Source organism: Brevibacterium sp. 'Marine', assembly GCF_012844365.1.
In the GTDB taxonomy this organism is placed as follows: Bacteria; Actinomycetota; Actinomycetes; order Actinomycetales; family Brevibacteriaceae; genus Brevibacterium.
The window spans coordinates 526,084-548,049 of record NZ_CP051626.1 but is presented as its reverse complement, the minus strand read 5'-3'; the positions used below and the strand labels follow the sequence as shown (position 1 = coordinate 548,049).

Sequence of the window (21,966 nt, the reverse complement as noted above, 5' to 3'; positions counted from 1 at the left end):
ACACTGTCATCGAGTTTCGTCCCTCGACTCATCGACTTTTGCGCCAGTCATCGGGATTCAACTCGATGCCCTGATCAGAACTCGATGACGAACCTGCGGCTAGTGTCTGACGAACCACAATTGGAGCGCACTACCATCACAATCGGTGCAGGTGCGGCTCACATGTTGTCCCGTACCTCTGTTCGCGCCCGGGGTGACGGACGAATTGTGGTTGCGCCCGCGCTGCGGTTCAGAGCGTGATGTAGGAGTAACCCGTGTCGGTGGCGGCGACGAGGTCTCGGTCGTGGGTCGCCCAGACGATCGTCTTCCCTGCCTCGGCGAGGTCATTGATGAGCCAGGCGATGCGTGCGGCATTCGACGAGTCGAGCGCGGCGGTCGGTTCATCGCAGACGATGGTGTCGATGCCGCTGGCCAGCGCACGGGCGATGCAGACGCGTGCCGCCTGCCCGCCGGAGAGCTCACCGCACCGGTGGTGAGCCAGTTCCGGGCCGAGCAGTGCACGGTCGAGCAGAGCGTCCAGGCAACGGTCATCCCCGGCAGTCCCGGGAGCATCACGACCCCGCTCGGCACCGGTCGCACGGCTTCCGACGCCGCCCGCACCGCTTCCGACGCCGCTCGCACCGCTGCCAGCACGGCCCGCACCACCACCGGCACTTCCTGTACCACCATCGCTCGCGCCCCCGGCACCACGCACGGCCCAGGTGTGTTCGATAACCTCGGCGACGGTGAGTCGTGGGTTGAGCCATTCGCGTGGGTTCTGCGGAACGAGCACCCCGAGGTCGCCTTCGACCTGCCCGCTGCTCGGTGTGAGGAAGCCCGTCAGCGCCAAGCACAGACTGGTCTTGCCGCTGCCCGACGGACCTCGGAGCACCGTCACCGTCCCCGCGGGGACGTCCGCATCGACCGGGCCCACGCGGGTTGAGCCGTAGTCGATGACCACGCCTGTCAGCCTCATTCCGGCCCTCCCCTGCCGTCGAGTCGATTCCGTCCCGTCCCGGCCCCCGGCAGGGTCCGGTCACCCGGCGGAGTCAGGTCACCCGGCAGGTTCCGGTCAACCAGCAAGGTCGGTCCACCCGGCAAGGTCCGGCCGCCGCCCCTGACCTCACCTTCGCCGAGGCGGCGCAGTTCGTCCCCGTCCCGGTACACCCACGGCGCCGGCCGAATCCCGTCGGCCGGCGGCAGCGGGTGCGCACCGGCGGCCGGTGCGGCCGCTGCCAACGCCTGCACATAGGCATTCGCGGCACGGCCGGCGAAGAAGGCCCCGACCGAGCAGTTCTCGACGATATGTCCGTTGAAGGCCACGGCCACTCGGTCGTCGGAACGGGCATTGCGCTGCAGTCCCGACAGGTCATGCGTCACTGCGAGCACCGCGCGGCCGCCTGTCGAAGTCTGCTCATTGAGCACCCCGACGACGGCATCGGCCTGCTCGGGGTCGAGCCCCGCGGTCGGCTCATCGCAGACGAGCAGCCGAGGTGACTTCGCCACGGCTGCGGCCAAGGAGATGCGGGAGATCTGACCTCCCGAGACCTGATGCGGCCGCCTGCGGAGGATCGACTTCTCCAAGCCGTACGCCGCCAGGTCGGGACTCTCGATCCCCGCCCGTGCGAACCAGTCGACCAGACGCATGGTCGGCGGGAACGTGTCCATGGCATTCTGCGGCGCCCAGGCGATCACTCCGGCACGACGCATCCTCGCCAGCGCCCGACGGCCCCGCCCGGCACCGAGGTCGAGGCGACCGTCTCCGGGGACAGCCGCCTCGGCGATGTCGCGCCTCTCACCGGCGGCCCGCTCGCCACGGACGCCGCGCCCACCACGTCCACCACGGACGCCGCGCCGACCTCGATCGCTGACGATCTCACTGAGATCCAGCACCCCGCTGACCTTCGCATCGACGGGGCTGAGTCCGGCGAGCAGATTGCACAGCGTGGACTTCCCGGCCCCCGATTCCCCGACGAGCCAGGTGATCCCTCCGAGGCGCATCTCGAGGTCGAGCGCCGACAGCACCTCGCCGGTTCCGGGCAGACTCAGCGTGATGTCACGAAGATGAAGAGCGGTCACAGCGATCTGGGCCTCTCTCCCAGCCGGCGGGCCAGGATCGTCGGCGGCAGAAGCAGCACCATGAGCGCACATGTCGGGACGACCAGAGTCCACCACGCACCGACCGTCATGTCCGACTGCCCCCAGGCGATGAGCGGCCCGAGCGACACCGCGGCCGGATCGACGCCGATCCCGAGGAACGCCGTCGTCGCCTCGTGCACGACCGCTGACGGGAAGATCACAGCCATCGCCGCCGCCACCCGTCCCCCGGCTGCCGGCAGCACATGCCACTTGAGGATCTGCGCTCGACCGGCACCGAGGCGGCGGTCGAAACGCACCCACCCGGAGTCCCATTCCTCCCGCACCTTCGGCCCGATGAGCTGAGCCGCCAACGGCCAGTGCGTGAGCGCCACGGTCACCATGATCGCCGTCCGACCGCCACCGAGGATGCCGACGACGATGAAGGTGAACAGCATCGAGGGCACGACCAAGGTCGCGATGAGCAGACCCGTCGACACCTTCGACAGGCCGGTCGACAGGGTCGAGACCACACCGATTCCCGCACCGATCGCGGTGGTCACGGCCGCGGTGATGAGCGCGGCCAGGGCCGATCCGCCGGCGGCGTCCCAGACGGTCACGGCCACGCTGCGACCGAAATGGTCGGTCCCGAGCAGGCCGCCGGCGCCGGGCGGCAGGAGTGCACGCGAGAAGTCCGTGCCCTCGCCGGGCAGGAACCGTCCGCAGATGAGCAGGACGAGCACGACCCCGAGGAAGACGGCACCCCACACCCGCCGGCTCATGCGCACCCCTTCCCGAGCACGCCGACACTGGCGCCGGCGGCCAGGAACCGGTCGTCGCCGCCGGCTCCGAACGACCGCACCCCGAGCACCAGCCCAGTCGTCACAGCCGCGGCGATCGCCGTGACCGTGGCCAGCAGCGGCAGATCGGCTCCGGCGGCCGCCTCGACGAGGGCGTTGCCGAGCCCCGGATAGGACAGGACCGCCTCGACGGCGGCCTCGCCGAGGATGACCACCGGCACGTAGATGACCGCCGGTGCCCGCACGGCCGCCACGATCGACGGCAGCACCGTGCGCACCCGTGCCGCAGGGGAGAAACCGCGACCGACGAGGGCGCGCGCCCACGGCGTCGACCACACCTCGGCGGCCGCGGACCGCGCTGCGGCGATGAGCATCGCCGACCACGCCAGGGCGATCGTCACCGCCACGGAGGGGATGAGAGTGATGGGAGCACTCGTGGCCGGGTTCGGCAGCTGCCGACCGAAGAGGACGACGATGATGAGCGCGATGACGAAGGAGGGAACGGCCAACCAGGCGCCGATGAGTCCCGAGGTCGCCGAATTGTGGGCGAGCCCGGGGAATCTCGCCAACAGTATGGAGGCGATGCCCACGATGACCGCGGTGATCACCATGGCGGTCAGGGTCGCGGCCACGGTGTGGAGTCCGCGGCCGAGGACCACCTCGGCGACAGAGGTGTGCAGCAGCCGCGAATACCCGAGGTCGCCCGTGGTCACGGACGTCAGCAGCCACTGCCACCAGGCACCCAGCCAACCGCCTGTGTCATAGGCGGCCGCGAGGTTCTCCCGCGCCTCGGCGGACGCGAATTCCCACCCCGCGACGGTATGAGCCAAGGGGTTGGACGGGGAGGCCGCGGACAGGGCGAACACCCCGGCCCCGCCGGCCAAACCGGCAAGGATCATCCCGCCGAGGACGATGCCGCCTCGGGCCACGATGTGTCGGAACCGGAATGCCCCGGATCCGGTCGGGTGCGATGTCAGTTCTTCTTCCAGTCGGCCAGGTTCCACCACGGTCCCCAGTCGGAGCCGTGGACGTGCGGTTCGAACGTCGTGTCGGGAACATCCCAGCCCTGGGTGTCGGCGACGTAGGTGTGTTCGAGGAAGGCGACGATGAGGTAGCTCGGCGCGTCCATGTACGCCGACTGCACTTCACGGTAGTCGGCATCGGCCTTCGCCTCGTCCGTTTCGACGGCGGCGTGGTCGAGCAGCTCGTCCCCGCCGGGGACGGCGATGTTTGCGGGGTTGTCGAAGACCCCGGAGGTCGTCGTCTGCGTGTGCAGCGCGGCTCTGATCTGGTGGTCGGTGTTATAGGGCTGCTCACCGCCGGCGTAGACGATGGCCTGTCCGGCGAGGTCCTTTTCGATCTCGCCCCATTCCTGGCCCTTGATCTCGAGCTTCACGCCGAGCTGCTCCAGCTGTGCGGAGATCTCGGCGGCGATGTCACCGCGTACCGTGTCGCCGGCCGGATAGGTGACTGGGATGACGGCTCTCTTCCCGTCCTTGACCCGCACTCCACCGGATCCGGCTTTCCACCCGGCCTCGTCGAGCAGCTTCTTCGCCTCATCGAGGTCGACGTCGAACTCGGCGTCGGGGTCGTAGGCGTCGCCGTAGAATTCGCCGACCGGCGTCGAGGCGGGTGTGCCGTGGCCGGCGAGCACCTCATCGACGAGCTTCTCCCGGTCGATCGCGAGATTGAGGGCCTTGCGGACCGTCGCGTCCTTCGTGAAAGGGTTGTCACTGGGCAGGCTGAGTCCGCGCCAATCGGCGGTGCGGGCGGTATAGACCTCCTGCCCTTCGCCCTTGATCTGGTCGACCGAGCGCGGGGGCACGGCGGCGCCGGAGACCTTGCCGTCCTTGACCGCGGCGGCCAGCGCGGAGGTGTCGGCATAGGCCTGCAGGGTCACGGACTTCAGCTCGGGAGTCGTCCGCCAGTAGTCGTCGCGGGCCTTGAGCACGGCCGTGTCCGCTGTCAGCGACTCCAAGGTGTAGGCGCCGGTGCCCACGGGTTCGGAGTTGACCTTCCAGTCCGCGGCCGGGGTGCCTTCTTCGATGGCTTCGGACGGCAGGATGCCGACGGTCAGGCGTGAGGTGAAGGTGGGTGTCGGTTCGTCGAGTTCGAAGACGACCGTGTGGTCGTCGGGGGTCTTCACCGTCGTGATCATGCGGAAGGCGTCGACGGATTCGGAGGCCACTTCCGGGTCGACGATGGCCTCATAGGTGGCGGCGACGTCCTTCGCGTCGAAGTCCGATCCGTCGGAGAAGGTGACATCGTCGCGCAGCTGCACCGTCCACTCGGTGGAGTCGTCGTTCGGCTCCGGGTCTGCCGCGGCCAAGGCCGGTGCCATGTCCGGCATCGCGCCCGATCCGGAGTCCTCCTGGAGTCGCATCAGCCCGTCGTAGAAGGGCGAGTTGCCGTCGACGGAGTAGCCGTTGACCGGGTTGTACCCGCCGAGGTTCTCCGTGCCGATGACCAGCTCCGAGTCTCCCCCGCTGGGGGCCTCGCAGCCGCTGAGCAGGAGCGCAAGTGCTCCCGCACCGGCCGTCCACGCCGTCGCCGTCCGCATTTTCATCCGTTCACCAGCCGCCGAGGCGGCCGTACTCTCCTTCGTCGAATCCCTGTGGATCGATCCCGATCCGTCCCGTCGCCGAGGCTGCCCTCCGCACCGGGCGCCCTCTCACCGAGGCGGCCCTGCCCTTCCCAACCACACCCCCACCGAGGTGGGAGCCGGGTCCCGACCCCTCACCTCGGTGATGGTGTCACCGCGGTGCTCGTGCCACCTCAGTGTTGGTGTCACCTCGGTGATGGTGTCATCAGTGGCTGTGCGCGGCTTCGCCCTCGTCGTGGGTGTGCATGTATCCGCCGCCTTCGCCCGTCTCGTCGGCGTGGAAATGCGGGGCCATCGGGCCCGGATCGACGGGCGTGTGGTCGCCCTTGACGAAGCGGGCGTGGACTTCGCGGACCCAGCCGGCCAGGGCCTCGACGGTCTCGGGGATCTTCCGGGACACACCGAGCACGGGCTGGCCTTCGCGCGCCTCACGTGCATCGTTGAGCATCTGCTCGACGTCGACGTCGACATGCTCGCCGAGGTCGATCTTGTTGATCACGAGCAAGTCGGCGCGGCCGATTCCCGGTCCGCCCTTGCGGGCCACGTCGCCGCCGCCGGCGACGTCGAGGACGAAGAGCTGCGCGTCGACGAGTGCCGGGGAGAAGGTCGCGGTGAGGTTGTCGCCGCCGGATTCGACGAGGACGATGTCGAGCGGGTCGAAGTCCTCTTCCAGGGCTTCGACGGCGAGCAGGTTCATGCTCACATCGTCGCGGATCGCGGTGTGCGGGCAGGCGCCGGTTTCGACGGCGCGGATGCGCTCTTCGGGCAGGACGCCGGCGGCCTTGAGGAAGCGGGCGTCCTCGTCGGTGTAGATGTCGTTGGTGATGACGCCGATGCGGAACTCATCGGCCAGGGCCGTGCAGATGTTCGCGATCGACGAGGATTTGCCGGTCCCGACGGGTCCGGCGATTCCCAGGCGCAGTGCGCGCTTTCCGTGGCTCATGTTCTCCTCCAGTTTGTCGTGTGCGTTGTTGTGTTGGTTCTTCAGAATCTCGCCGAGGCGGCCCCCGCCGATCCGTGTCCGTCCAGGTGAGCGGCCGGTCGGCCGTCACCTCGTCATCCTCCGCCGGGTGCGCCGCGGATCGACCGGTCGGCCGTCACCTCGGCATCCTTCATCGGGGCACCGCGGACCAGCCGGTCTCCCGACCCCAGGGTTCCCCGAGTGCGGCGAGTGCCGCGTCGAGGCGTTTGCGCAGGGCCAGCCCGTCATCACCGAGCGAGTTGACCTGCACACAGGTCTCGTCGATGGGCAGCAGCGCCGATTTCGGATCGGCGATGGTGGTCGCACTCGGCAGTCCCCCGTCGGGTTCGACGATGACGACCGATCCGACGCCCAATGCTCCTCCGACCACGGACGGGGTGTCGAAGCCTTTCCCGGCAGGGCCGAGATCGAAGCGTTGGATGCTCAAGGCACGGCCGCCTCGGCGAACATTGAGTCGGGAACTCATGTTTCCCGGCTCCTCTCCGTGACGGCCGAGCAGCAGCTCTTCGCGGAAGAACAGGCGGGCATCCTCGGCGAGGTCGATGTCGACGCGGTGCGTGTGGTGGCAGCCCTGAGCGGCGATGACGGGTTCGGGCACCCAGATCAGGGTGCCGCCCGACTCGACGGTGACTCGGCAGTGCATGAGCGAGGGGTCGCCGTGGGCACCCGGCAGGACCAGGGTCGCGGAGACCTCCCGCAGCAGCAGGGTCGAGCCGGCGCCGACGTGGACGTCGAAGACATAGTGGTCTCCACCGAGCGGGCCGGCAGCCGCGGTCGTCAGTGCCACCCGGGCGATGTCCGGGTCGCCGTCGACGAAGGGTTCGAAACCGCTGGCGCCGGTGGGGCGCGGAACGAGCGGGGCTTGGCGCCGCAGTCCGTCGATGCGGGAGCGGGTACGGCCGTGCGGTGTCGTGCCGTCCGTGGTCGTCGCGACCGAGGCCCGGCAGGTCATCCCGCTGGCCGAGCCGGTCGGGTTGAGCGCCCAGGTCTCAGGAAGCGAAGAGTCGAACATTGTCCCCCTCGTGCAGTTCGGCGGCGAAGTCCGACAGCGGCGCGCTCAGCGCCGGAATCTCGGCCGGGTCGCCGCGGCCGAAGTCCGCGGCACGCTCAGCTGCTTCGTCGAGGTCGGCGGCGAGATCGATGATCGCACCGTGGGCTTGGAACGGGTCGATGTGCATGAGCTTGACCGCGGCCGTCGCCGGTCCCGTGACCGCCTCGTGGAGGATGGTCGCGGCTGTGTCGGCATCGGACAGGCCCAGTACCCGGCCGACCGCACCGTAGACGAGCGGCTGCTGCAGGTCTTTGGGCAGGGTCTCGAGCAGAGGGTGCGGGTGGATGCTGCGCAACGACCGGGCCATGAGCGTGCCCAGCCAGGCCCCGATCCGGCGCAGCGCCGGGGACGGGGTGCGGGCGATGAGCTCGGCGTTCAGCTCGAGCAGGGCCGCCTCGGCGAGGTTCCCCGTAACCGGGGTCGACTCGGCTGTCTGCGCTGAGGTCGACCTCGAGGTCGACTCGGCGTCCGACGATTCGGTGGGGGCCGCCTCGGCGAGGATGGACTCATCCACGGCCTTCCACGCGGCCACGGCGAAGGCCGCGTTCATCAGCCCCGTCGTGTGCAGGCGGCCGCGCAGGAAGTCGCGCAGCCCGGCGATATCGGTGACCCAGCCTTGGCGGATGGCCTGTTCGAGCCCCGCCGAATGGGCGTACCCGCCGGTCGGCAGGCGCCCGTCGGCGAGGACGAGCAGTGCGGAACGAGATCTCAAGCGCTGCCTCAGAACAGGAAGTAGCGCTGGGACATGGGCACGAAGTCGGCGGGCCGGTGTTCGACGAGTTCCCCGTCGATCTTCACCGCATACGTGTCCGTGTTGACCTCGATGTCGGGACGGGCGGAGTTGCCGATCATGTCGTCCTTCGTGACCTTGCGCGTCGAGGTGATCGGCACGAAGTCGCGCTGGACGCGGTCGAGCTTGCCCGCGATATCGTCGTCGATGGCCTGCTCGGACACGAACGCGAGGCTCGTGGCCGCCGCCGAGGCGGTCCGGTAGTTGAATCCGAGGCGTTCGGACACCGGCTGCGGGGTCGGGATCGAGGCGTTCGGGTCGCCGAGCGCGGCGACGGCGGCCATTCCGCCCTTGAACACGGTGTGCGGACGGACGGCGAACATCGAGGGCTGCCAGAGCACGAAGTCAGCGAGTTTGCCCGGTTCGATCGAACCGACATAGGAGTCGATTCCGTGGGCGATGGCCGGGTTGACCGTGTACTTCGCGATATAACGGCGAGCCCGGTTGTTGTCCGCCCGGTCGTCGCCGGGCAGAGGTCCGCGCAGCTTCTTCATCTGGTGCGCGGTCTGCCAGGTGCGCATGGCGACCTCGCCGATGCGGCCCATCGCCTGCGCGTCCGAGGACATGATCGACAGGGCGCCGAGGTCCTGGAGCACGTCCTCGGCCTCGATGGTGCCGGCGCGGACACGGGACTCGGCGAAGGCGAGGTCGTTGGGCACCTGCGGGTTGAGGTGATGGGCGACCATGACCATGTCGAGGTGCTCGTCGACGGTGTTGACCGTGAACGGGCGGGTCGGGTTCGTCGAGGCCGGGAGCACATTGAGCTCCGAGGCGATCTTGATGATGTCGGGGGCGTGACCGCCGCCGGCACCCTCGGTGTGGAAGGAGTGGAAGGTCCGGCCGGCGACCGCTTTGAGCATGTCCTCGACGAATCCGGCCTCGTTGAGGGTGTCCGAGTGGATGGCGACCTGCACTCCGGTGTCATCGGCCACGGACAGGGCCTTGTCGATGACAGCCGGGGTCGCGCCCCAGTCCTCGTGGATCTTGAAGCCGGCGGCTCCGCCGCGCAGCTGTTCGTACAGGGCCTCTTCGTTCATCGTGTTGCCGCGGCCGAGGAAGAGGACGTTGACCGGCCACGGGTCCATCGACTCGAACATCCGGGCCAGCCACCAGGGGCCTGGGGTGGCCAGGGTGGCCTTCGAACCCTCGGTGGGTCCGGTGCCGCCGCCGACCATCGTCGTGGTGCCGGCCATGAGGCCGACCTCGAACTGGTCGGGGCCGACGAAGTGGATGTGAGTGTCGATGGTGCCGGGTGTCATGATCAGACCATTGCCGCTGGCCACCTCGGTGTTGGGGCCGACGACGAGGTCCGGGTGGACGCCATTCATCGTGTCCGGGTTGCCGGACTTGCCGATGGCGACGAATCTGCCGTCGCGGATGCCGACATCGGCCTTCACGACTCCCCAGTGGTCGAGGATGATCGCCCCGGTGATGATGAGGTCGGGGGTGCCTTCGGCGCGGGTGCGCGAGGACTGCGCCATCGATTCGCGGGCGGACTTGCCGCCGCCGAAGACGACCTCGTCGCCGCCTGCGCAGTAGTCCTTCTCGATCTCGATGACGATGTCGGTATCGGCCAGGCGCACCCGGTCACCGACCGTCGGTCCGAACGACGCGACGTATTCCGAACGCGAAATCTCAGCCATCCAGCTCTCCTCTGCATTCTCCGCGGAATCCCAGTGCGATGCGCGCACCCTGGATCGGGATCAGTTCGACTTCCTCATCGGCTCCGGGTTCGAAGCGCATGGCGCCGCCGGACAGCACGTTGAGGCGTTTGCCCCAGGCGCGGGCACGGTCGAACTCGAGGCCGGGGTTGACCTCGGCGAAATGGAAGTGGGATCCGATCTGGATCGGACGGTCCGAGGTGTTGGCCACCCGCAGCGCCGTCACGGCAAGGCCTGCGTTGATCTCGACCGGTTCGTCTTTGAGGAAGATCTCGCCGGGGACGACGCGATCGGCCGAGGTGACCGGGGCGTCATGTTCCTGCCGCGGCGCCTGACGTGTGCCGGAGCCGGGACGGCGGGGGCTCGACGGGCTGCTCTCACCCGAAGACGGGTGGCGTTCGCGGTCGTCGTCGATGCCGGGCTCGTCGATGACGGTGGTCTCGGCTTCGTCGTACTCGCGGCCCGGGTCGTCGGTGGCGTGTTCGGGTTCGAGGCTGCGTTCCTCGGGCTGGAGCTCGACGTTTTCGAACGGGTTGTCGTCGAGAGGTTTGCTGTCCTCGTTCCGCTCGCCGGGGGCGTTCTCGTTGCTCATCATTGCAGCGGCCCCGTCACCGTCACGAGCTTCGTTCCGTCGGGGAACGTCGCCTCCACCTGAACCTGTGTGAGCATTTCGGGAACCCCTTCCATGACATCTTCTTTGGCCAGCACGTGGCGGCCGGATTCCATGAGGTCGGCGACGGATTTGCCGTCGCGCGCTCCTTCGAGCAGGTACGAGGTGATGATCGCGGTCGCCTCGGGCAGGTTGAGTTTGAGACCCCGCTCTTTGCGCTCGAGCGCAAGCTTTCCGGCGGTGTAGATCATCAACCGCTCTTGTTCATACAGACTGAGAAACACTGCTACTCCCCGTGACATCGGCTGGTCAGCGTCGATTCGCTCGGATGAGGTGGAATGCCTGCGTCGCTTCGGGTGATTCGGACCCGTTTCGCAACCGACATCTCCTATGCCGGAATTCGGCCTCTCACCCGCGAGAATGCGCTCATGCTCGCTACTTTACCCATCGGTCGGGGGCAGTCAAGCCCGCCGAGCGCGGGTCAGATGCGGAGTCCCTGCGAGGTTCCTGCGGAGCCGTTTCGCGCGGGGTCTCTCGGGTCGTCTGTACTGGTTCTGACCGGCCGGATCGGTAGGTTCGGTGCGCAGTATGGCGCCGGGTTGCGGCCGTGTGCGGCCATGGGAGGCGCCTTCACCGAGTGCCGGGGCGCGCCAACTCAGCGGCCTTCTCGGCAAACGCGGCCTGCCCACAGATCCTGACCTCACACGGTCAGCGCAGCCGCCTTCCGCGTCCTCACCTGATCGAGGAAGGCAGCGAAGAGGACCCGGCGGTCATGGTGGTCGGCGCCGTTCTCCTCGGGATGCCACTGGACGCCGAGGATCCAGGAGTTCTCGATCCGTTCAGTGGCTTCGACGACGCCGTCGGCGGCCCGTGCGGCCACGCGCAGCCCGTCCCCCACTCGGCCGACAGCTTGGTGGTGGCCGTTGCGCACCGTGAGTTCGTCCTGCCCGTAGAGGTCGTGGACGATGGTGCCGGGAATCAGCGCCACGGTCTCATCGATGAACAGCGGCTCGCCCGGAGCGCCTTTGTGCAGGTCGAAGGGGTTGAGGTCGGGGATGAGCGATCCCCCGCATGCGACGTTGAGCAGCTGCGAGCCACGGCAGAGCGCCAGCAGAGTGGAATCTTCGGCGATCGCGGTCCGGATGATCGCGATCTCCCGATCATCGGCCCGCCGGTCCTTGCCGTATTCGTTCGGCACCGGCCCGGTGTGCCCGTACAGCTGGGAATCGACATCGCCTCCGCCGAGCACGAGGATGCCGTCGGCTCGAGCAACGGCATCCGAGTCCGGTCCACAGTCGCCTCCGACGTCGTGGATGGACACCCGCGCACCGAGGCGGTGCAGATCGTCGACGACCGTGACGGTGAGGTCCCGCTGCAGGGCGACCGAATCCTCGGTCTGGCCGGGCATATTCAGCTGCACAACCACCGCGATCTCGACATCCGCTGTCTCAGCGGGTGCGGACCGCAGCACCTCATCGTGGGTGAGGACGTTCGGGTTCACTTCGCTCCTTGGACTGGTGGATTCATTCACTGACAGTGTGGCTGATGGCGTGCACCGAGCCGACCGGCTGCGGTGCTTGGTTCAGACGGACGCCCCGAGGCGACTGTGCATGCGCTCTTTCGCCTGAGCGACCACCCAGGTGAAGAGTGCGCTGTCGACGGGGTCGGTCTCCGCACGATCCTCGGGGTGCCATTGCACCGCCACGATCGCATGATTCGAATCCTCGACGGCTTCGATGCAGCCGTCCGCGGCGCGGGCGGTGATTTCCAGCCCATCGCCGAGGCGGTCGATGGCCTGATGATGATAGCTGGAGACATCGACCGCACCGGAAATGCCGAGAGCTGCGGATAGTCGGGAGCCCCCGGCCACCTCGACCGAGTGGACGGAATCGACATGTTCGACGTCGGAGTCCGACCAATGCTGGTGGAGACTGCCACCGCGTTCGACATTCCACAGCTGCAGTCCGCGACAGATGAGCAGGGTGGGGATGCCCTGTTCTTCGGCCGCCGCGATGGCTCTCGCATCGGCCTGGTCTTGGTCGGCGAAGTCCGTTCCGGCATACGTCTCATCGGGCTGCTGTCCGTAGCGTGTCGGATCGATGTCCGAACCGCCCGGAAGCACGATCCCGTCGACACGGGAGAGCAGACCGCTGGCGAGGACAGGGGGAACGACGACCGGCTCGCCCCCGGCCGCCGCGATGGCGCGAAGCACCGCGTCGGCCACGACGCTGCCGGAATAGCGAAGGCCGTTCACCTTCGCCGACGACATCGCGGGGACTCCGATCAACGGCCGCTCGCTCATACTTCGGCTCCTTCAGCAGTCGTCGCCGACGTCGTCGGCTGCCCGGCGGTGAGGGTCTCGACGGGGAACGGAAGATGCGGCATCCATTCCGTCCACACGCGTTCGAGCGAACCGTCCTCGATGACCTGTCGGATCCCGGCGTCGAGTCGTTCGAGCAGCTCCGGTCGCTCCTTGGACACTCCGACGCCCCAGGGGTTCCGGGTCTGAGCGGTGAAGGCCAGATCGAACTCCGGCTCGTCGCCGAGCGGCACGGTGACCACGTCGTCGTCGACCATGGCGTCGACGGTGCGGTCCCTGACCGCCTGGATCATGTCACTGAAGACATCGTCGCTGGGGCCGAAGGGCACGAGTTCGGCTCCGGCGAACGTCTCGGCCAGTGCCATGTTCGCGCTGCCGTCGATCGCAGCGACCTTGTACCCGCGCAGGTCTTCGGGCCCCCGTGCGGAATCACCGACACGCACCAGCACGGATTCGTTGAACACGGCGTAGGGGCGGGTGAAGTCGAGTTGAGCGACCCGGGAGGGGATGATGCCCTGCCCGCACCACACGCCGTCGGCATCGCCGCGCTGAACCGCCGGAATCATCGCGTCCCATGCCACCACATGCCATTCGAGCCTGAGGCCGAGTGCCTCGGCGACCAGCGCGGCGGCGTCGGGTTCGAAGCCGGTGCGGGTCACTCCGCCGTCAGCGGACTTGTCGAACAGGGGCGCCGCAGCCGAATCGATGCACGCTAAGCGCAGCACGCCGCTCACGGGATAGCCTGCCAGTACTGGTCGAATTCCCACTGCGTGAGCGCGCCGCAGTACTGCGCCCATTCGTTCTCTTTCATCTCGAGGTACGTGTCGGCGAGCTGAGGAGGCAGCGCTGTGCGGATGAACTCGTTGTCGCGGAACGCCTCGACGGCGTCGCCGAGCGTGCGCGGCAGGGCGATTCCCTGCGCGCCGGCCTCCGGCGGTTCGACCTGGTTGCCGATCCCGTCGGCTGCCGCGGCAGCCAGCAGCGCGTGGGAGAGGTAGGGGTTGACCGAGGCGTCGGGAACCCGCACCTCGGCGCGTCCTTTCGAGGAGATCCGGATCATCGAAGCGCGATCGTCCAATCCCCAGTCGGCGGTTGCCGGAGCGAATTGGCCCGGATCCCAGAAGCGTTTGTACGAGTTCACCGTGGACGCGAAGATGAGCATCATGGCAGGAGCGTTCTTGATTATGCCGCCGACGACCCAGCGTCCGATCTGCGAGAGGTGGAGGTCTTTGACTCCGTCGTCTTCGAAGGTGTTGCGGCCGCTTTCGTCCCACAGGGAGATGTTGTGGTGGCAGCCTGCGCCCATCTCACCGATAAAGGGCTTGGGCATGAATGAGGCTTCGACATCGAATTCGCGGGCGACCTGCGAGCAGATCTGCCGATAGGTGACCAACCGGTCCGCTGTACGCTCGATCTCGTCGAAGTTCCAGTTGAGTTCGATCTGCCCCTTGTCCTCGTAGTCGCCTTCGATCATGTCGAAGCCGAGGGCGTCGGCGTATTCGTGAACGCGCTTGTAGATGGGGCGCATGCCTTCGAGGTATTCGACCTGATAGGCGGGGTTGTATCCCGGAATCGTGTTCGGTTTGATCGATTCGCCGACCCACACCATCTCCGGTTCGGTGCCGGATTTCATCGTCAGCCCGAAGTGGTCTTTGAGCAGCTGGTGTGTGCGCTTCATATGGGCGCGGGAATCATGGAAGTTGGGGCGCCCCGCAATCTCGCCGAGGTGGTCCGGCTCGTAGGTCGAGCAGAAGATCCGACCGATCGACTTGTCCCAGGGGAGCTGGTTGAACGAGTCGGGCTCGGGCATGGCGACGAATTCCTTCGAGCGGATGTCCGCGCCGATGGGATTTCCGAACACATCGTTCTGGAAGTCCATGAGCGCGTTTCTCGTGAAGTTCACGCCTTTGTCGAGATTGCGCACGATGTGCTTCGCCGGGACCATCTTCGCAACGGTGCGCGAACGCAGCGTCGGAACCATGTAGTAGAGGTATTCGACGCCCGAACGCTCAATCTTCTCTTTGATCTTCTCGACAGTGTCATTGTCCATGTTCGCCGAGTGGTGACGCTCGAGAGCGCTGTTGTCGAGGAGGTCGTCCTGAATCGAGGACTTGAACGCGTCGGCGAGGTTCGTTTCGGCCGAATCTCTCCGGCGCAGGATCTCCTGCACGCAAGGATCCTCAGCGGTGGGCGGGGTTGTGATCGTCATAATTCCTCTTCTCGTGGACCGGCGACGATGCCGGGTTCTGAGTTCGGCTGATGCCGAAGTAGTGTGCGGTCCGTGATGAGCCGAGACTCTTCTCGAATAGGGACGGGTGGGTGTCTGAGTTCAGCTGCGGACGTCGAACGTCAGCGGCAGACTGATCGGTCCGGTGTTGCCGGAGTCCGGCAGCCAGGAGTCGCCGCCGGGGCAGGCGAGATTGGTGATCCTGGCTGCCAGCAGAGGCAGCGCCTGACTCATATCGGCCCGGGCGATGTAGTGACCCAGGCAGTGATGGATTCCGCCGCCGAAAGTGAAATGGGGCTTCCTGTCTTCAGCCGTGATGTCGATGTTCGGATCGGGGTAAGCGCGTTCATCGGTCCCGGAACTGTGAGTGAAAAGATGCACCGTGGTGCCGGCTTCGAAGTGCACTCCTTGGAACTCGAAGTCCTCGATGACTTCCCGCGTCACCCACCTGGTCGTCGGATTGACGCGCAGCACTTCCTCGAGCGCAGACTTGGCCAGCTCAGGCTGCTGCGCCAGGTTCTCCCACTGATCCGGATTCCGGATGAATGTCTGGATTGCCAGGCCGAGCTGATTGCGTGTGGTGTCCATACCGCCGAAGAGCATGAGCACCAGCGCATTTCTGAGCTCTTCGGCATCCAGCTTGTCTCCCGATTCGCTGAATTGGACCAGTCGCGACACGACGTCCTGACCGGGCTCGGCGCGACGTTCTTCGATGAGGTCTTCGACAAAGGCATACAGTTCGCGAACAGCCTGGTCGACTTCGTCGATCTTCTCCTTGACTTCGACCGACAGAGCGTAGCCGACAGTGTTCGCGCGGGAGGCGATGAACGGCCAGTGTTTGTGGTCAAGACCCATCATCGCGCACAGTGCCCGTGTCGCGAAGGGTTCAGCGAAATCGCGCACGAAATCGCATTCGCCCTTGTGCGCGAAGTCGGCAATGAGATCCTCGGCGATCTCGGCGAACTCCGGCTCGAGCTTGCGCGCCATCGAGGGCGAGAACGCGGGGTTGAGCAGCCGCCGGATTCGGTGGTGCTCATCACTTTCAAGGACGAGCAGATTCTTGCTCCACCACTCGTGGAACGCGCCCGAGTGGACCCCGTGGTGTTCAGGCCACCGCGCGCTGCCCTGCGACAGCTTCTGATCTTTGAGCAGTGCAGCGACCTCGTCATAGCGCAGGACGGCAAAACCATAGTTGGTCTTAGCGATCCATGACTGCTCTCGTGCGTTCCGCACCTGCTCGGAGGCCATAGCAAAGGCCGGATCTGAGATATCCAGATACGGAATCTCTGCTGTATCGACCGTGGTGGTCATCGTGTTCACACTCCCGCGAATCCTCGTTGATCTACGCTTGCACTAAACATTCAGTTATGAATGAATTATCTCTATGAATCAAATCACAGCGGATTCGATCTCGCAAGACCTCCACAGCAATTTCCGCTCCGGCAGATTTTGCTCACCTATCGCCACAATCACGCGTACACAGCAGCTTTGATGCGCGGCAGGCGAGCCGACCGGCGGCACAAAGTCAGCGAACCAGGGTTGCCGAATCCTCATCGATCCGCAATGATTGAAAAACAGATGTTATTGATTTCTGTCCCCGATCGCTGTCAGGAGCCTCGGCCCCGCCGACGCTGACAAATACAGCGATCACGACGACTTGCGGTCGAGCACCGCGGTTCAACGGAGAAATCGTCGACCAATGGAGGCCGAACAATGAATGCCCAGACACCTCGCCGCATCGCGGTCGTCGGGAGCGGGCCCGGAGGATGCTTCACTGCCCAGGCGCTCAGACGGCACTGGAAAGATACAGAGATCACGATTTTCGATCGACTCGCAGCGCCGTACGGACTGATCCGCTATGGAGTCGCCGCCGATCATCAGCACACGAAAGCCGTGACTCGGCAGTTCGATCGCAATTTCGGATCCGATGACTTCCGCTTCGCCGGAAATGTCGAAGTCGGAAGCGACATCAGTCTCGCTGAACTCAAAGGCGTGTTCGACATCGTCGTCCTTGCCACGGGACGCTGGCGCGATCGTGCATTAACGGTCCCGGGCTCCCACTTGGATGGAGTTCTGGTCTCCGGCGACATCGTCAACGCGCTCAACACCGTGCCCCGTCCGAATCTGCCGATGCCAGCGATCGGCGAACGAGTCGTCGTCGTCGGAGCCGGCAATGTCGCTCTCGATATAGTGCGCTTCCTCATCAAGACCGCTTCGGACTATGTCGACAGCGACGTCAGCCCAGAGGCGCTCGGCACTTATCTCGAAAGACCCGCCCGCGAGATCACGGTGCTCAGTCGTTCTCCGATCGCTTCAGCCAAGGCCGATGTGGCGATGGTGCGCGAACTCGGAAAGATCCCAGGCGTCGCCTTCTCGGTCGCCAATTCCTCGTCTGCGGCCGAAGACAATACTCTCGGCCTCAAACGCGAGGCGGCTTTCGCAGACCTCACGGCCATCGAACCCGATGAGGCCCGGGCGCAGGTCCGCTTCGTCTTCGGTGCCACTCCTTCTCGCATCGTGGGCACAGACCATGTCGAGTCGGTTCACCTCGCAGAGGCTCCCGCCGGAGTGACGGGCTCCATTCGTGCCGACACCGTCATCTCGGCCATCGGCTTCGACGTCAACGCGCCAGGCCACTGGCACTATGCAGAAGAATACGACTTCGCCCCGTCTGACGGACCCGGACGGCTCGAGTGCGGACTCTACCGCGCAGGCTGGCTCAAGCGCGGCCCGGTAGGAGCGATCCCGGCCAATCGGGCCGACGCTCACCAGGTCGCGAAGGAGATCATCGCCGATGTCGAGTCCGGCAGGTGCCCGGTCGAAGACGACCCCGGCGGCTTCGAAGCTCTGCCAGAATCAGTTCGCGCACAGGCTGTGAGCTTCGCCGATTGGCAGCAGATCGATGCAGCCGAAGTCGCCAATGCCGAACCGGCGCGAACCCGCACGAAATTCAGAACCCATGCCGAGATGCTCGAAGCAGTCGAGGATCTCAGAACGAACGGCAGTACCGCCCCACAGACCGCACCTACGCACTCAATGGTGAAAGGACAGTCATGAACATCGTCGTCCTCTATGGAACCGAGTCGGGAAACTCCGAGCTCATCGCTCAGGACCTCTCGGACAAGATCAATGCCGATGGACAGTCCGCCGAAGTCTTCGATCTGCAGGACTTCGAACCTGAGTCCATCACACCGGAGAGCTTCTACATCGTCGTGTGCTCAACACACGGCGACGGCGAACTGCCGAACACCGCGCAGGACTTCTTCGAGAAGTTCTCGACGTTCGAGGGAGACCTGACCGGAGTCCGCTACGCGATGTTCGGCCTCGGTGACAGTTTCTACGAAGAGACCTACTCCCAGGGCAGCGAGCACATCGACCGCCGCTTCACCGAACTCGGCGCAGAACGGGTCGGCGAGTACGGCCGCCACGACGCGTCTTCCTGGGATCTGCCGAGCGATGTCGCTCTCGAGTGGCTGCCTGCAGTCGTCGCCGCTGCCGACGCCTGAGGCGACGGCGGCCGCACCCCTGAAACAGTCGCCGCAGTCGTCTGGACGACCACGTCCAGACGGTAGGATCGAGCCAGGCGAAGCAACCTCAGGAGGTGCAGGACTGTTGAGCCAGGCATTCAGGTATGTGCTTGCTTCTCACGGATCAAGCGGACCGTTCGGCTATGGCGACGCCCTGGCAGATCAGATCGTCTCGGCGATCTCCCTCGGATCGATCTCCGTCGGCGAGCGCCTGCCTGCCGAGATCGAACTGGCTGGGGAATTCAATGTCGCCGTGGCGACATTGCGGAAGAGTCTTGCCCTGCTGCGAGACAAGGGCATCGTCGAGACTCGTCGTGGCCGCGGCGGTGGGACCTTCATCGTCAGGGTCCCTTTCCCCTCGGACGAACAGATCAGCACCTACCTTGCGAGCCTGTCGATCGTGGCCTACCGCGACTACGGCGATGAGCACACGGCCATCGCCACAGGCATTGCCCGCCTGGCCTGCCAACGAGCCCACTCGCAAGCCATCAGCGAACTCCGTCATGCCGCCCAGCGGCTCGACGAGGCATCGACTCTGGCAGAATGCTCGGCCGCCGATTCCCGATTCCATACTCAGCTGGGTGTCGTCTCCCAATCTCCGAGGCTGCTGCGCGCGTCCATGCGCCTGCAGAGTGAGATCCTGGCCCTGAAATGGTCCCCCGCCGGCGCTGCCGCTCAGAAGAGCGAAGTCCTAGCGGACAACGCCGAGATCGTCGAAGCTGTCGCCGCACACGATATCGAACGCGCCGAGCGTGCAGTCGAGGCCAATATCAGAAAGACCGTCTACAGTCTCATCGACGTTAAGCTGACCATTGAATCCAACGGTGCTGACCCACTGACTGTGGAGTAAGTAGGAGCAACATGACCAACGCGACAGTGCGTGACGCAGCACGTGAGATCTCGGCCTGGGCAGATGGCTTGTTCCACGGACTCGAGGATCTCGAAAGGAAGCTCAGCGCCCATCTCACCGCGGACTTCGCTGGGGAACCGCCGTTCGAGGTCGGACGGAAGGCTCGCGCCGCCCTGGGCGTCGATGTCGCTGATTTCCTTGGAGCTCATTCCGGTTTCGACGGTGCCGGGCTCATCTTCAAGCTCGATCTTCTCGAGCCGTCAACGGCACGAATCGAATGGTGGATCACCGACGGCGATGACATCGCGCGCAGAGATTTCATCCTCGATCGCAGCTCGGACCGATTCTATGACTATGAATACCTCGAGTGGTTCGAAGGCGGCTTCAACGCCGGGACGAGGACCCTGGCAGGCCCGTATATCGATCACCTCGGGGTTGATGACTATATCGTCACGCTCACCGTTCCGTGCCACGTCGGCGACCGCAGGGTCGGGGTAGCAGGAATCGACATCCTCATGAATGACGTCGAATCGCAGCTGATTCGGATGCTTGCACCACTCGGTCATGGGGCAGCGCTGCTCAGCCGACACAATCAGGTCCTCGTCGGAAACTCGGGAGAGCTGAGCACCGGGGTGCGCATCGCCGTGATGCCTCCGGGATTTTCGCGGCTTCCGCTGGAGGTGGCGGGTGTGGATCTCAGTCTGCTCTATCGCGACGACGAGAGCTGAGCCGACGACGCCGTTGCCTGACAGACGGCCGGGTTGGCGTACCAACGAACTGGTGGCTGATCAGACCGGAACGTGAAGAACGCCGAGAGCGGCCCCTGTCGTGATGACAGAGGCCGCTCCGATGATTCGCCGCGCCGGCTCAGGAACCCGTCGGCTCAGCCGAGCTTCGTCGTCTCGGGTACCGCATGCGCGAACGAAGTGGCGTCTCCCCCGATTCTCCCGCGGCGCTCGGGGTGAGAGATGAACAGGTACAGTGCACCGATTCCGACGACGGCCAACGACATGAGACCCACGATCCACGCGTCGTACCAGGGAACATCCGACACCGGCCACACAACGATGATCATGGCGAAGATCTGATAGGTCAGAGCGGTGATCGAAATCAGCCAGCCCCATCGGCCCATCGTGAATTCTCCGCTGGGCTTCCATCCCTTCACTCGTGCCCTGATCGAAGCGAACACCACAGAGGCGAACGCCAGGTAGATTCCGAAGGAGGCGAAGGAGATGATCGCCAGGAGCGCGTTCTCGCTCAGCAGCGAGATGAGGATGACGGCCGACGGGATCGCACCGGCGACAATGAGAGCATACGGAGGAACTGCACGAGTCCGACTGAATTTCGCCAGCAGATGCGAGAACGGAAGCTGATTGTCGCGACCCATCGAGTACATCAGGCGCGAGGCGGCCGCCTGCAGGGAGATCGTGCAGGACAGGAACGATACGAGGACGACCGCCATCACCAGTTTGAAGCCCACCGGGCCGAACGCCTCGAGGAAGATGACGGTGATCGGGTCCGGGATCGTCCCGTTGATGATGTCCTCGAAGCTGCCCACGGCCAGAATCAGGCCGAGCGCGATGAACATCGAAGCGAGGCCGCCGACGTAGATCGTCATCCGCATCGCCTTGGGGATTATTCGACCGGGGTTGCGCACCTCCTCGGCGACGTCGCCATTGGCTTCGAAGCCGTAGTAGAGGTAGATGCCCATGATCGCGGCACCGATGAAAGCGAGCGCGAAGGGCGTCTGATCCTGAATATCTGCCGGGCGGAAGTCCTGGAACAGAACCGAAAGGTCATGCTTGCGTACGGTAAGCAGCAGCCATACGCCGATCGCCGCGGTCGCGAAGATCTCGACGACGAAGCCGACGAAGGCGACATTGGCGAGGAACTTCGTCCCGCACAGGTTGGCGATGGTGGCGAGGAGAATGATGAACAGCGCCAGCAGGACGTTTGCGATCGGGGACATCTCGATGCCCAGGAGGGCACCGAGGAAAGGTCCGGCCCCGTAGGCCACCGAGGCGATGGTGACGTTGATGGCGATCATGTAGATCCAGCCGCTCATCCACCCCCACTTCTTCCCCCACAGATGTTTGTTCCAGGGGTAGATTCCGCCGGCGATCGGGTACTGGGAGACCACTTCGCCGAAGACGGTGGCCACAAGAAGCTGTCCGGCTCCGGCTAGGATCAGCATCCAGAATGCCGGCGGGCCGGCCAGTGCCATTGAGGCGGCGAAAGTCGCATACACGCCGACGACAGGCGACAGATAGGTGAATCCGAGGGCAAGGTTGCCCCAGAATCCCATATCTCGTTTGAAATCTCCGCCCTCGTGGTAAGCATCGCTGCCCACAACGGGGTCGAGTGGTGAGTGAGTGTCCATGCTCCCGATTCCTTCTTTGGAGTCGAAACTCGCCTACCGCGGCGTTCGGTCCGGCAGCAGTCCGTTCGCACCACGTATTCGACGTGGCCGGCGCTGACGGGCGCGAAATGC

The 21,966-nt window shown here is 65.5% G+C and carries 21 protein-coding genes; 4 read left to right on the top strand and 17 right to left on the bottom strand.

Going from position 1 to position 21,966, the window contains the following annotated elements; genetic code table 11:
- Positions 1–229: 229 nt before the first annotated feature.
- The 16 genes from HF684_RS02425 to HF684_RS02350 all read right to left on the bottom strand — a co-directional run bounded on the left by HF684_RS02425 (position 230) and on the right by HF684_RS02350 (position 16,409).
- A complete protein-coding gene (locus HF684_RS02425) occupies positions 230–955 on the bottom strand; it encodes an ATP-binding cassette domain-containing protein (RefSeq protein WP_169251197.1) in 726 nt (241 codons plus the stop codon).
- On the bottom strand, positions 952–2,058 hold the full coding sequence (locus HF684_RS02420) for an ATP-binding cassette domain-containing protein (protein WP_169251196.1): 1,107 nt from the start codon (positions 2,056–2,058) through the stop codon (positions 952–954). The genes HF684_RS02425 and HF684_RS02420 overlap by 4 nt, the downstream gene beginning before the upstream one ends.
- A complete protein-coding gene (locus tag HF684_RS02415; protein ID WP_169251195.1) occupies positions 2,055–2,837 on the bottom strand; it encodes an ABC transporter permease subunit in 783 nt (260 codons plus the stop codon). Before HF684_RS02415 ends, HF684_RS02420 begins: the two co-directional genes overlap by 4 nt.
- The gene (locus HF684_RS02410; protein ID WP_169251194.1) at positions 2,834–3,862 is read right to left on the bottom strand and encodes an ABC transporter permease subunit; all 1,029 of its coding nucleotides are present in this window, start codon (positions 3,860–3,862) and stop codon (positions 2,834–2,836) included. Before HF684_RS02410 ends, HF684_RS02415 begins: the two co-directional genes overlap by 4 nt.
- The gene (locus HF684_RS02405; protein ID WP_169251193.1) at positions 3,829–5,421 is read right to left on the bottom strand and encodes an ABC transporter substrate-binding protein; all 1,593 of its coding nucleotides are present in this window, start codon (positions 5,419–5,421) and stop codon (positions 3,829–3,831) included. The genes HF684_RS02410 and HF684_RS02405 overlap by 34 nt, the downstream gene beginning before the upstream one ends.
- Positions 5,422–5,662: 241 nt before the next feature.
- Positions 5,663–6,445, bottom strand: a complete 783-nt coding sequence (gene ureG, locus HF684_RS02400) for an urease accessory protein UreG (RefSeq protein WP_282433932.1) — start codon at positions 6,443–6,445, stop codon at positions 5,663–5,665.
- Positions 6,446–6,569: 124 nt separating this feature from the next.
- The gene (locus tag HF684_RS02395; RefSeq protein ID WP_169251192.1) at positions 6,570–7,451 is read right to left on the bottom strand and encodes an urease accessory protein UreD; all 882 of its coding nucleotides are present in this window, start codon (positions 7,449–7,451) and stop codon (positions 6,570–6,572) included.
- On the bottom strand, positions 7,429–8,202 hold the full coding sequence (locus tag HF684_RS02390) for an urease accessory UreF family protein (protein WP_169251191.1): 774 nt from the start codon (positions 8,200–8,202) through the stop codon (positions 7,429–7,431). Before HF684_RS02390 ends, HF684_RS02395 begins: the two co-directional genes overlap by 23 nt.
- Before the next feature lie 8 nt (positions 8,203–8,210).
- A complete protein-coding gene (locus HF684_RS02385; protein ID WP_169251190.1) occupies positions 8,211–9,923 on the bottom strand; it encodes an urease subunit alpha in 1,713 nt (570 codons plus the stop codon).
- Positions 9,916–10,533, bottom strand: a complete 618-nt coding sequence (locus HF684_RS02380; protein ID WP_169251189.1) for an urease subunit beta — start codon at positions 10,531–10,533, stop codon at positions 9,916–9,918. The genes HF684_RS02385 and HF684_RS02380 overlap by 8 nt, the downstream gene beginning before the upstream one ends.
- The gene (locus HF684_RS02375; RefSeq protein ID WP_211168051.1) at positions 10,533–10,853 is read right to left on the bottom strand and encodes an urease subunit gamma; all 321 of its coding nucleotides are present in this window, start codon (positions 10,851–10,853) and stop codon (positions 10,533–10,535) included. Before HF684_RS02375 ends, HF684_RS02380 begins: the two co-directional genes overlap by 1 nt.
- Positions 10,854–11,251: 398 nt before the next feature.
- Complete coding sequence (locus HF684_RS02370) at positions 11,252–12,052, bottom strand: gamma-glutamyl-gamma-aminobutyrate hydrolase family protein (RefSeq protein ID WP_248279086.1); 801 nt, start codon at positions 12,050–12,052, stop codon at positions 11,252–11,254.
- An 81-nt stretch (positions 12,053–12,133) separates the two neighbouring features.
- On the bottom strand, positions 12,134–12,853 hold the full coding sequence (locus HF684_RS02365) for a gamma-glutamyl-gamma-aminobutyrate hydrolase family protein (protein ID WP_169251188.1): 720 nt from the start codon (positions 12,851–12,853) through the stop codon (positions 12,134–12,136).
- On the bottom strand, positions 12,850–13,605 hold the full coding sequence (locus HF684_RS02360) for an ABC transporter substrate-binding protein (RefSeq protein WP_248279085.1): 756 nt from the start codon (positions 13,603–13,605) through the stop codon (positions 12,850–12,852). Before HF684_RS02360 ends, HF684_RS02365 begins: the two co-directional genes overlap by 4 nt.
- Positions 13,602–15,080: a glutamine synthetase family protein gene (locus tag HF684_RS02355; protein WP_169251186.1), complete on the bottom strand. Its 1,479-nt coding sequence runs from the start codon at positions 15,078–15,080 to the stop codon at positions 13,602–13,604. The genes HF684_RS02360 and HF684_RS02355 overlap by 4 nt, the downstream gene beginning before the upstream one ends.
- Before the next feature lie 120 nt (positions 15,081–15,200).
- Positions 15,201–16,409 carry a cytochrome P450 gene (locus tag HF684_RS02350; protein ID WP_169251185.1) on the bottom strand — a complete coding sequence of 403 codons (1,209 nt, stop codon included), beginning with the start codon at positions 16,407–16,409 and terminating at the stop codon, positions 15,201–15,203.
- 402 nt (positions 16,410–16,811) lie between these two features.
- Between HF684_RS02350 and HF684_RS02345 the strand changes: the two genes are divergently transcribed.
- The 4 genes from HF684_RS02345 to HF684_RS02330 all read left to right on the top strand — a co-directional run bounded on the left by HF684_RS02345 (position 16,812) and on the right by HF684_RS02330 (position 20,203).
- Positions 16,812–18,155: an FAD-dependent oxidoreductase gene (locus HF684_RS02345; protein ID WP_169251184.1), complete on the top strand. Its 1,344-nt coding sequence runs from the start codon at positions 16,812–16,814 to the stop codon at positions 18,153–18,155.
- A complete protein-coding gene (locus tag HF684_RS02340; RefSeq protein WP_169251183.1) occupies positions 18,152–18,604 on the top strand; it encodes a flavodoxin domain-containing protein in 453 nt (150 codons plus the stop codon). The genes HF684_RS02345 and HF684_RS02340 overlap by 4 nt, the downstream gene beginning before the upstream one ends.
- 106 nt (positions 18,605–18,710) lie before the next feature.
- A complete protein-coding gene (locus tag HF684_RS02335; RefSeq protein WP_169251182.1) occupies positions 18,711–19,475 on the top strand; it encodes an FCD domain-containing protein in 765 nt (254 codons plus the stop codon).
- A gap of 11 nt (positions 19,476–19,486) precedes the next feature.
- Complete coding sequence (locus HF684_RS02330; protein WP_169251181.1) at positions 19,487–20,203, top strand: cache domain-containing protein; 717 nt, start codon at positions 19,487–19,489, stop codon at positions 20,201–20,203.
- 155 nt (positions 20,204–20,358) lie between these two features.
- Here the strand turns inward: HF684_RS02330 and HF684_RS02325 are convergent, their stop codons facing one another.
- The gene (locus HF684_RS02325; protein WP_169251180.1) at positions 20,359–21,855 is read right to left on the bottom strand and encodes an amino acid permease; all 1,497 of its coding nucleotides are present in this window, start codon (positions 21,853–21,855) and stop codon (positions 20,359–20,361) included.
- Between the last annotated feature and the right edge of the window lie 111 nt (positions 21,856–21,966).

Excerpts from the sequence above, each read along its gene's own strand:
- HF684_RS02425 (WP_169251197.1), bottom strand. The coding sequence starts at position 955 with ATGAGGCTGACAGGCGTGGTCATCGACTACGGCTCAACCCGCGTGGGC.
- HF684_RS02415 (WP_169251195.1), bottom strand. The coding sequence starts at position 2,837 with ATGAGCCGGCGGGTGTGGGGTGCCGTCTTCCTCGGGGTCGTGCTCGTC.
- HF684_RS02405 (WP_169251193.1), bottom strand. The coding sequence starts at position 5,421 with ATGAAAATGCGGACGGCGACGGCGTGGACGGCCGGTGCGGGAGCACTT.
- HF684_RS02395 (WP_169251192.1), bottom strand. The coding sequence starts at position 7,451 with ATGTTCGACTCTTCGCTTCCTGAGACCTGGGCGCTCAACCCGACCGGC.
- HF684_RS02385 (WP_169251190.1), bottom strand. The coding sequence starts at position 9,923 with ATGGCTGAGATTTCGCGTTCGGAATACGTCGCGTCGTTCGGACCGACG.
- HF684_RS02380 (WP_169251189.1), bottom strand. The coding sequence starts at position 10,533 with ATGAGCAACGAGAACGCCCCCGGCGAGCGGAACGAGGACAGCAAACCT.
- HF684_RS02375 (WP_211168051.1), bottom strand. The coding sequence starts at position 10,853 with ATGTCACGGGGAGTAGCAGTGTTTCTCAGTCTGTATGAACAAGAGCGG.
- HF684_RS02365 (WP_169251188.1), bottom strand. The coding sequence starts at position 12,853 with ATGAGCGAGCGGCCGTTGATCGGAGTCCCCGCGATGTCGTCGGCGAAG.
- HF684_RS02355 (WP_169251186.1), bottom strand. The coding sequence starts at position 15,080 with ATGACGATCACAACCCCGCCCACCGCTGAGGATCCTTGCGTGCAGGAG.
- HF684_RS02350 (WP_169251185.1), bottom strand. The coding sequence starts at position 16,409 with ATGACCACCACGGTCGATACAGCAGAGATTCCGTATCTGGATATCTCA.
- HF684_RS02345 (WP_169251184.1), top strand. The coding sequence starts at position 16,812 with ATGAATGCCCAGACACCTCGCCGCATCGCGGTCGTCGGGAGCGGGCCC.
- HF684_RS02340 (WP_169251183.1), top strand. The coding sequence starts at position 18,152 with ATGAACATCGTCGTCCTCTATGGAACCGAGTCGGGAAACTCCGAGCTC.
- HF684_RS02330 (WP_169251181.1), top strand. The coding sequence starts at position 19,487 with ATGACCAACGCGACAGTGCGTGACGCAGCACGTGAGATCTCGGCCTGG.
- HF684_RS02325 (WP_169251180.1), bottom strand. The coding sequence starts at position 21,855 with ATGGACACTCACTCACCACTCGACCCCGTTGTGGGCAGCGATGCTTAC.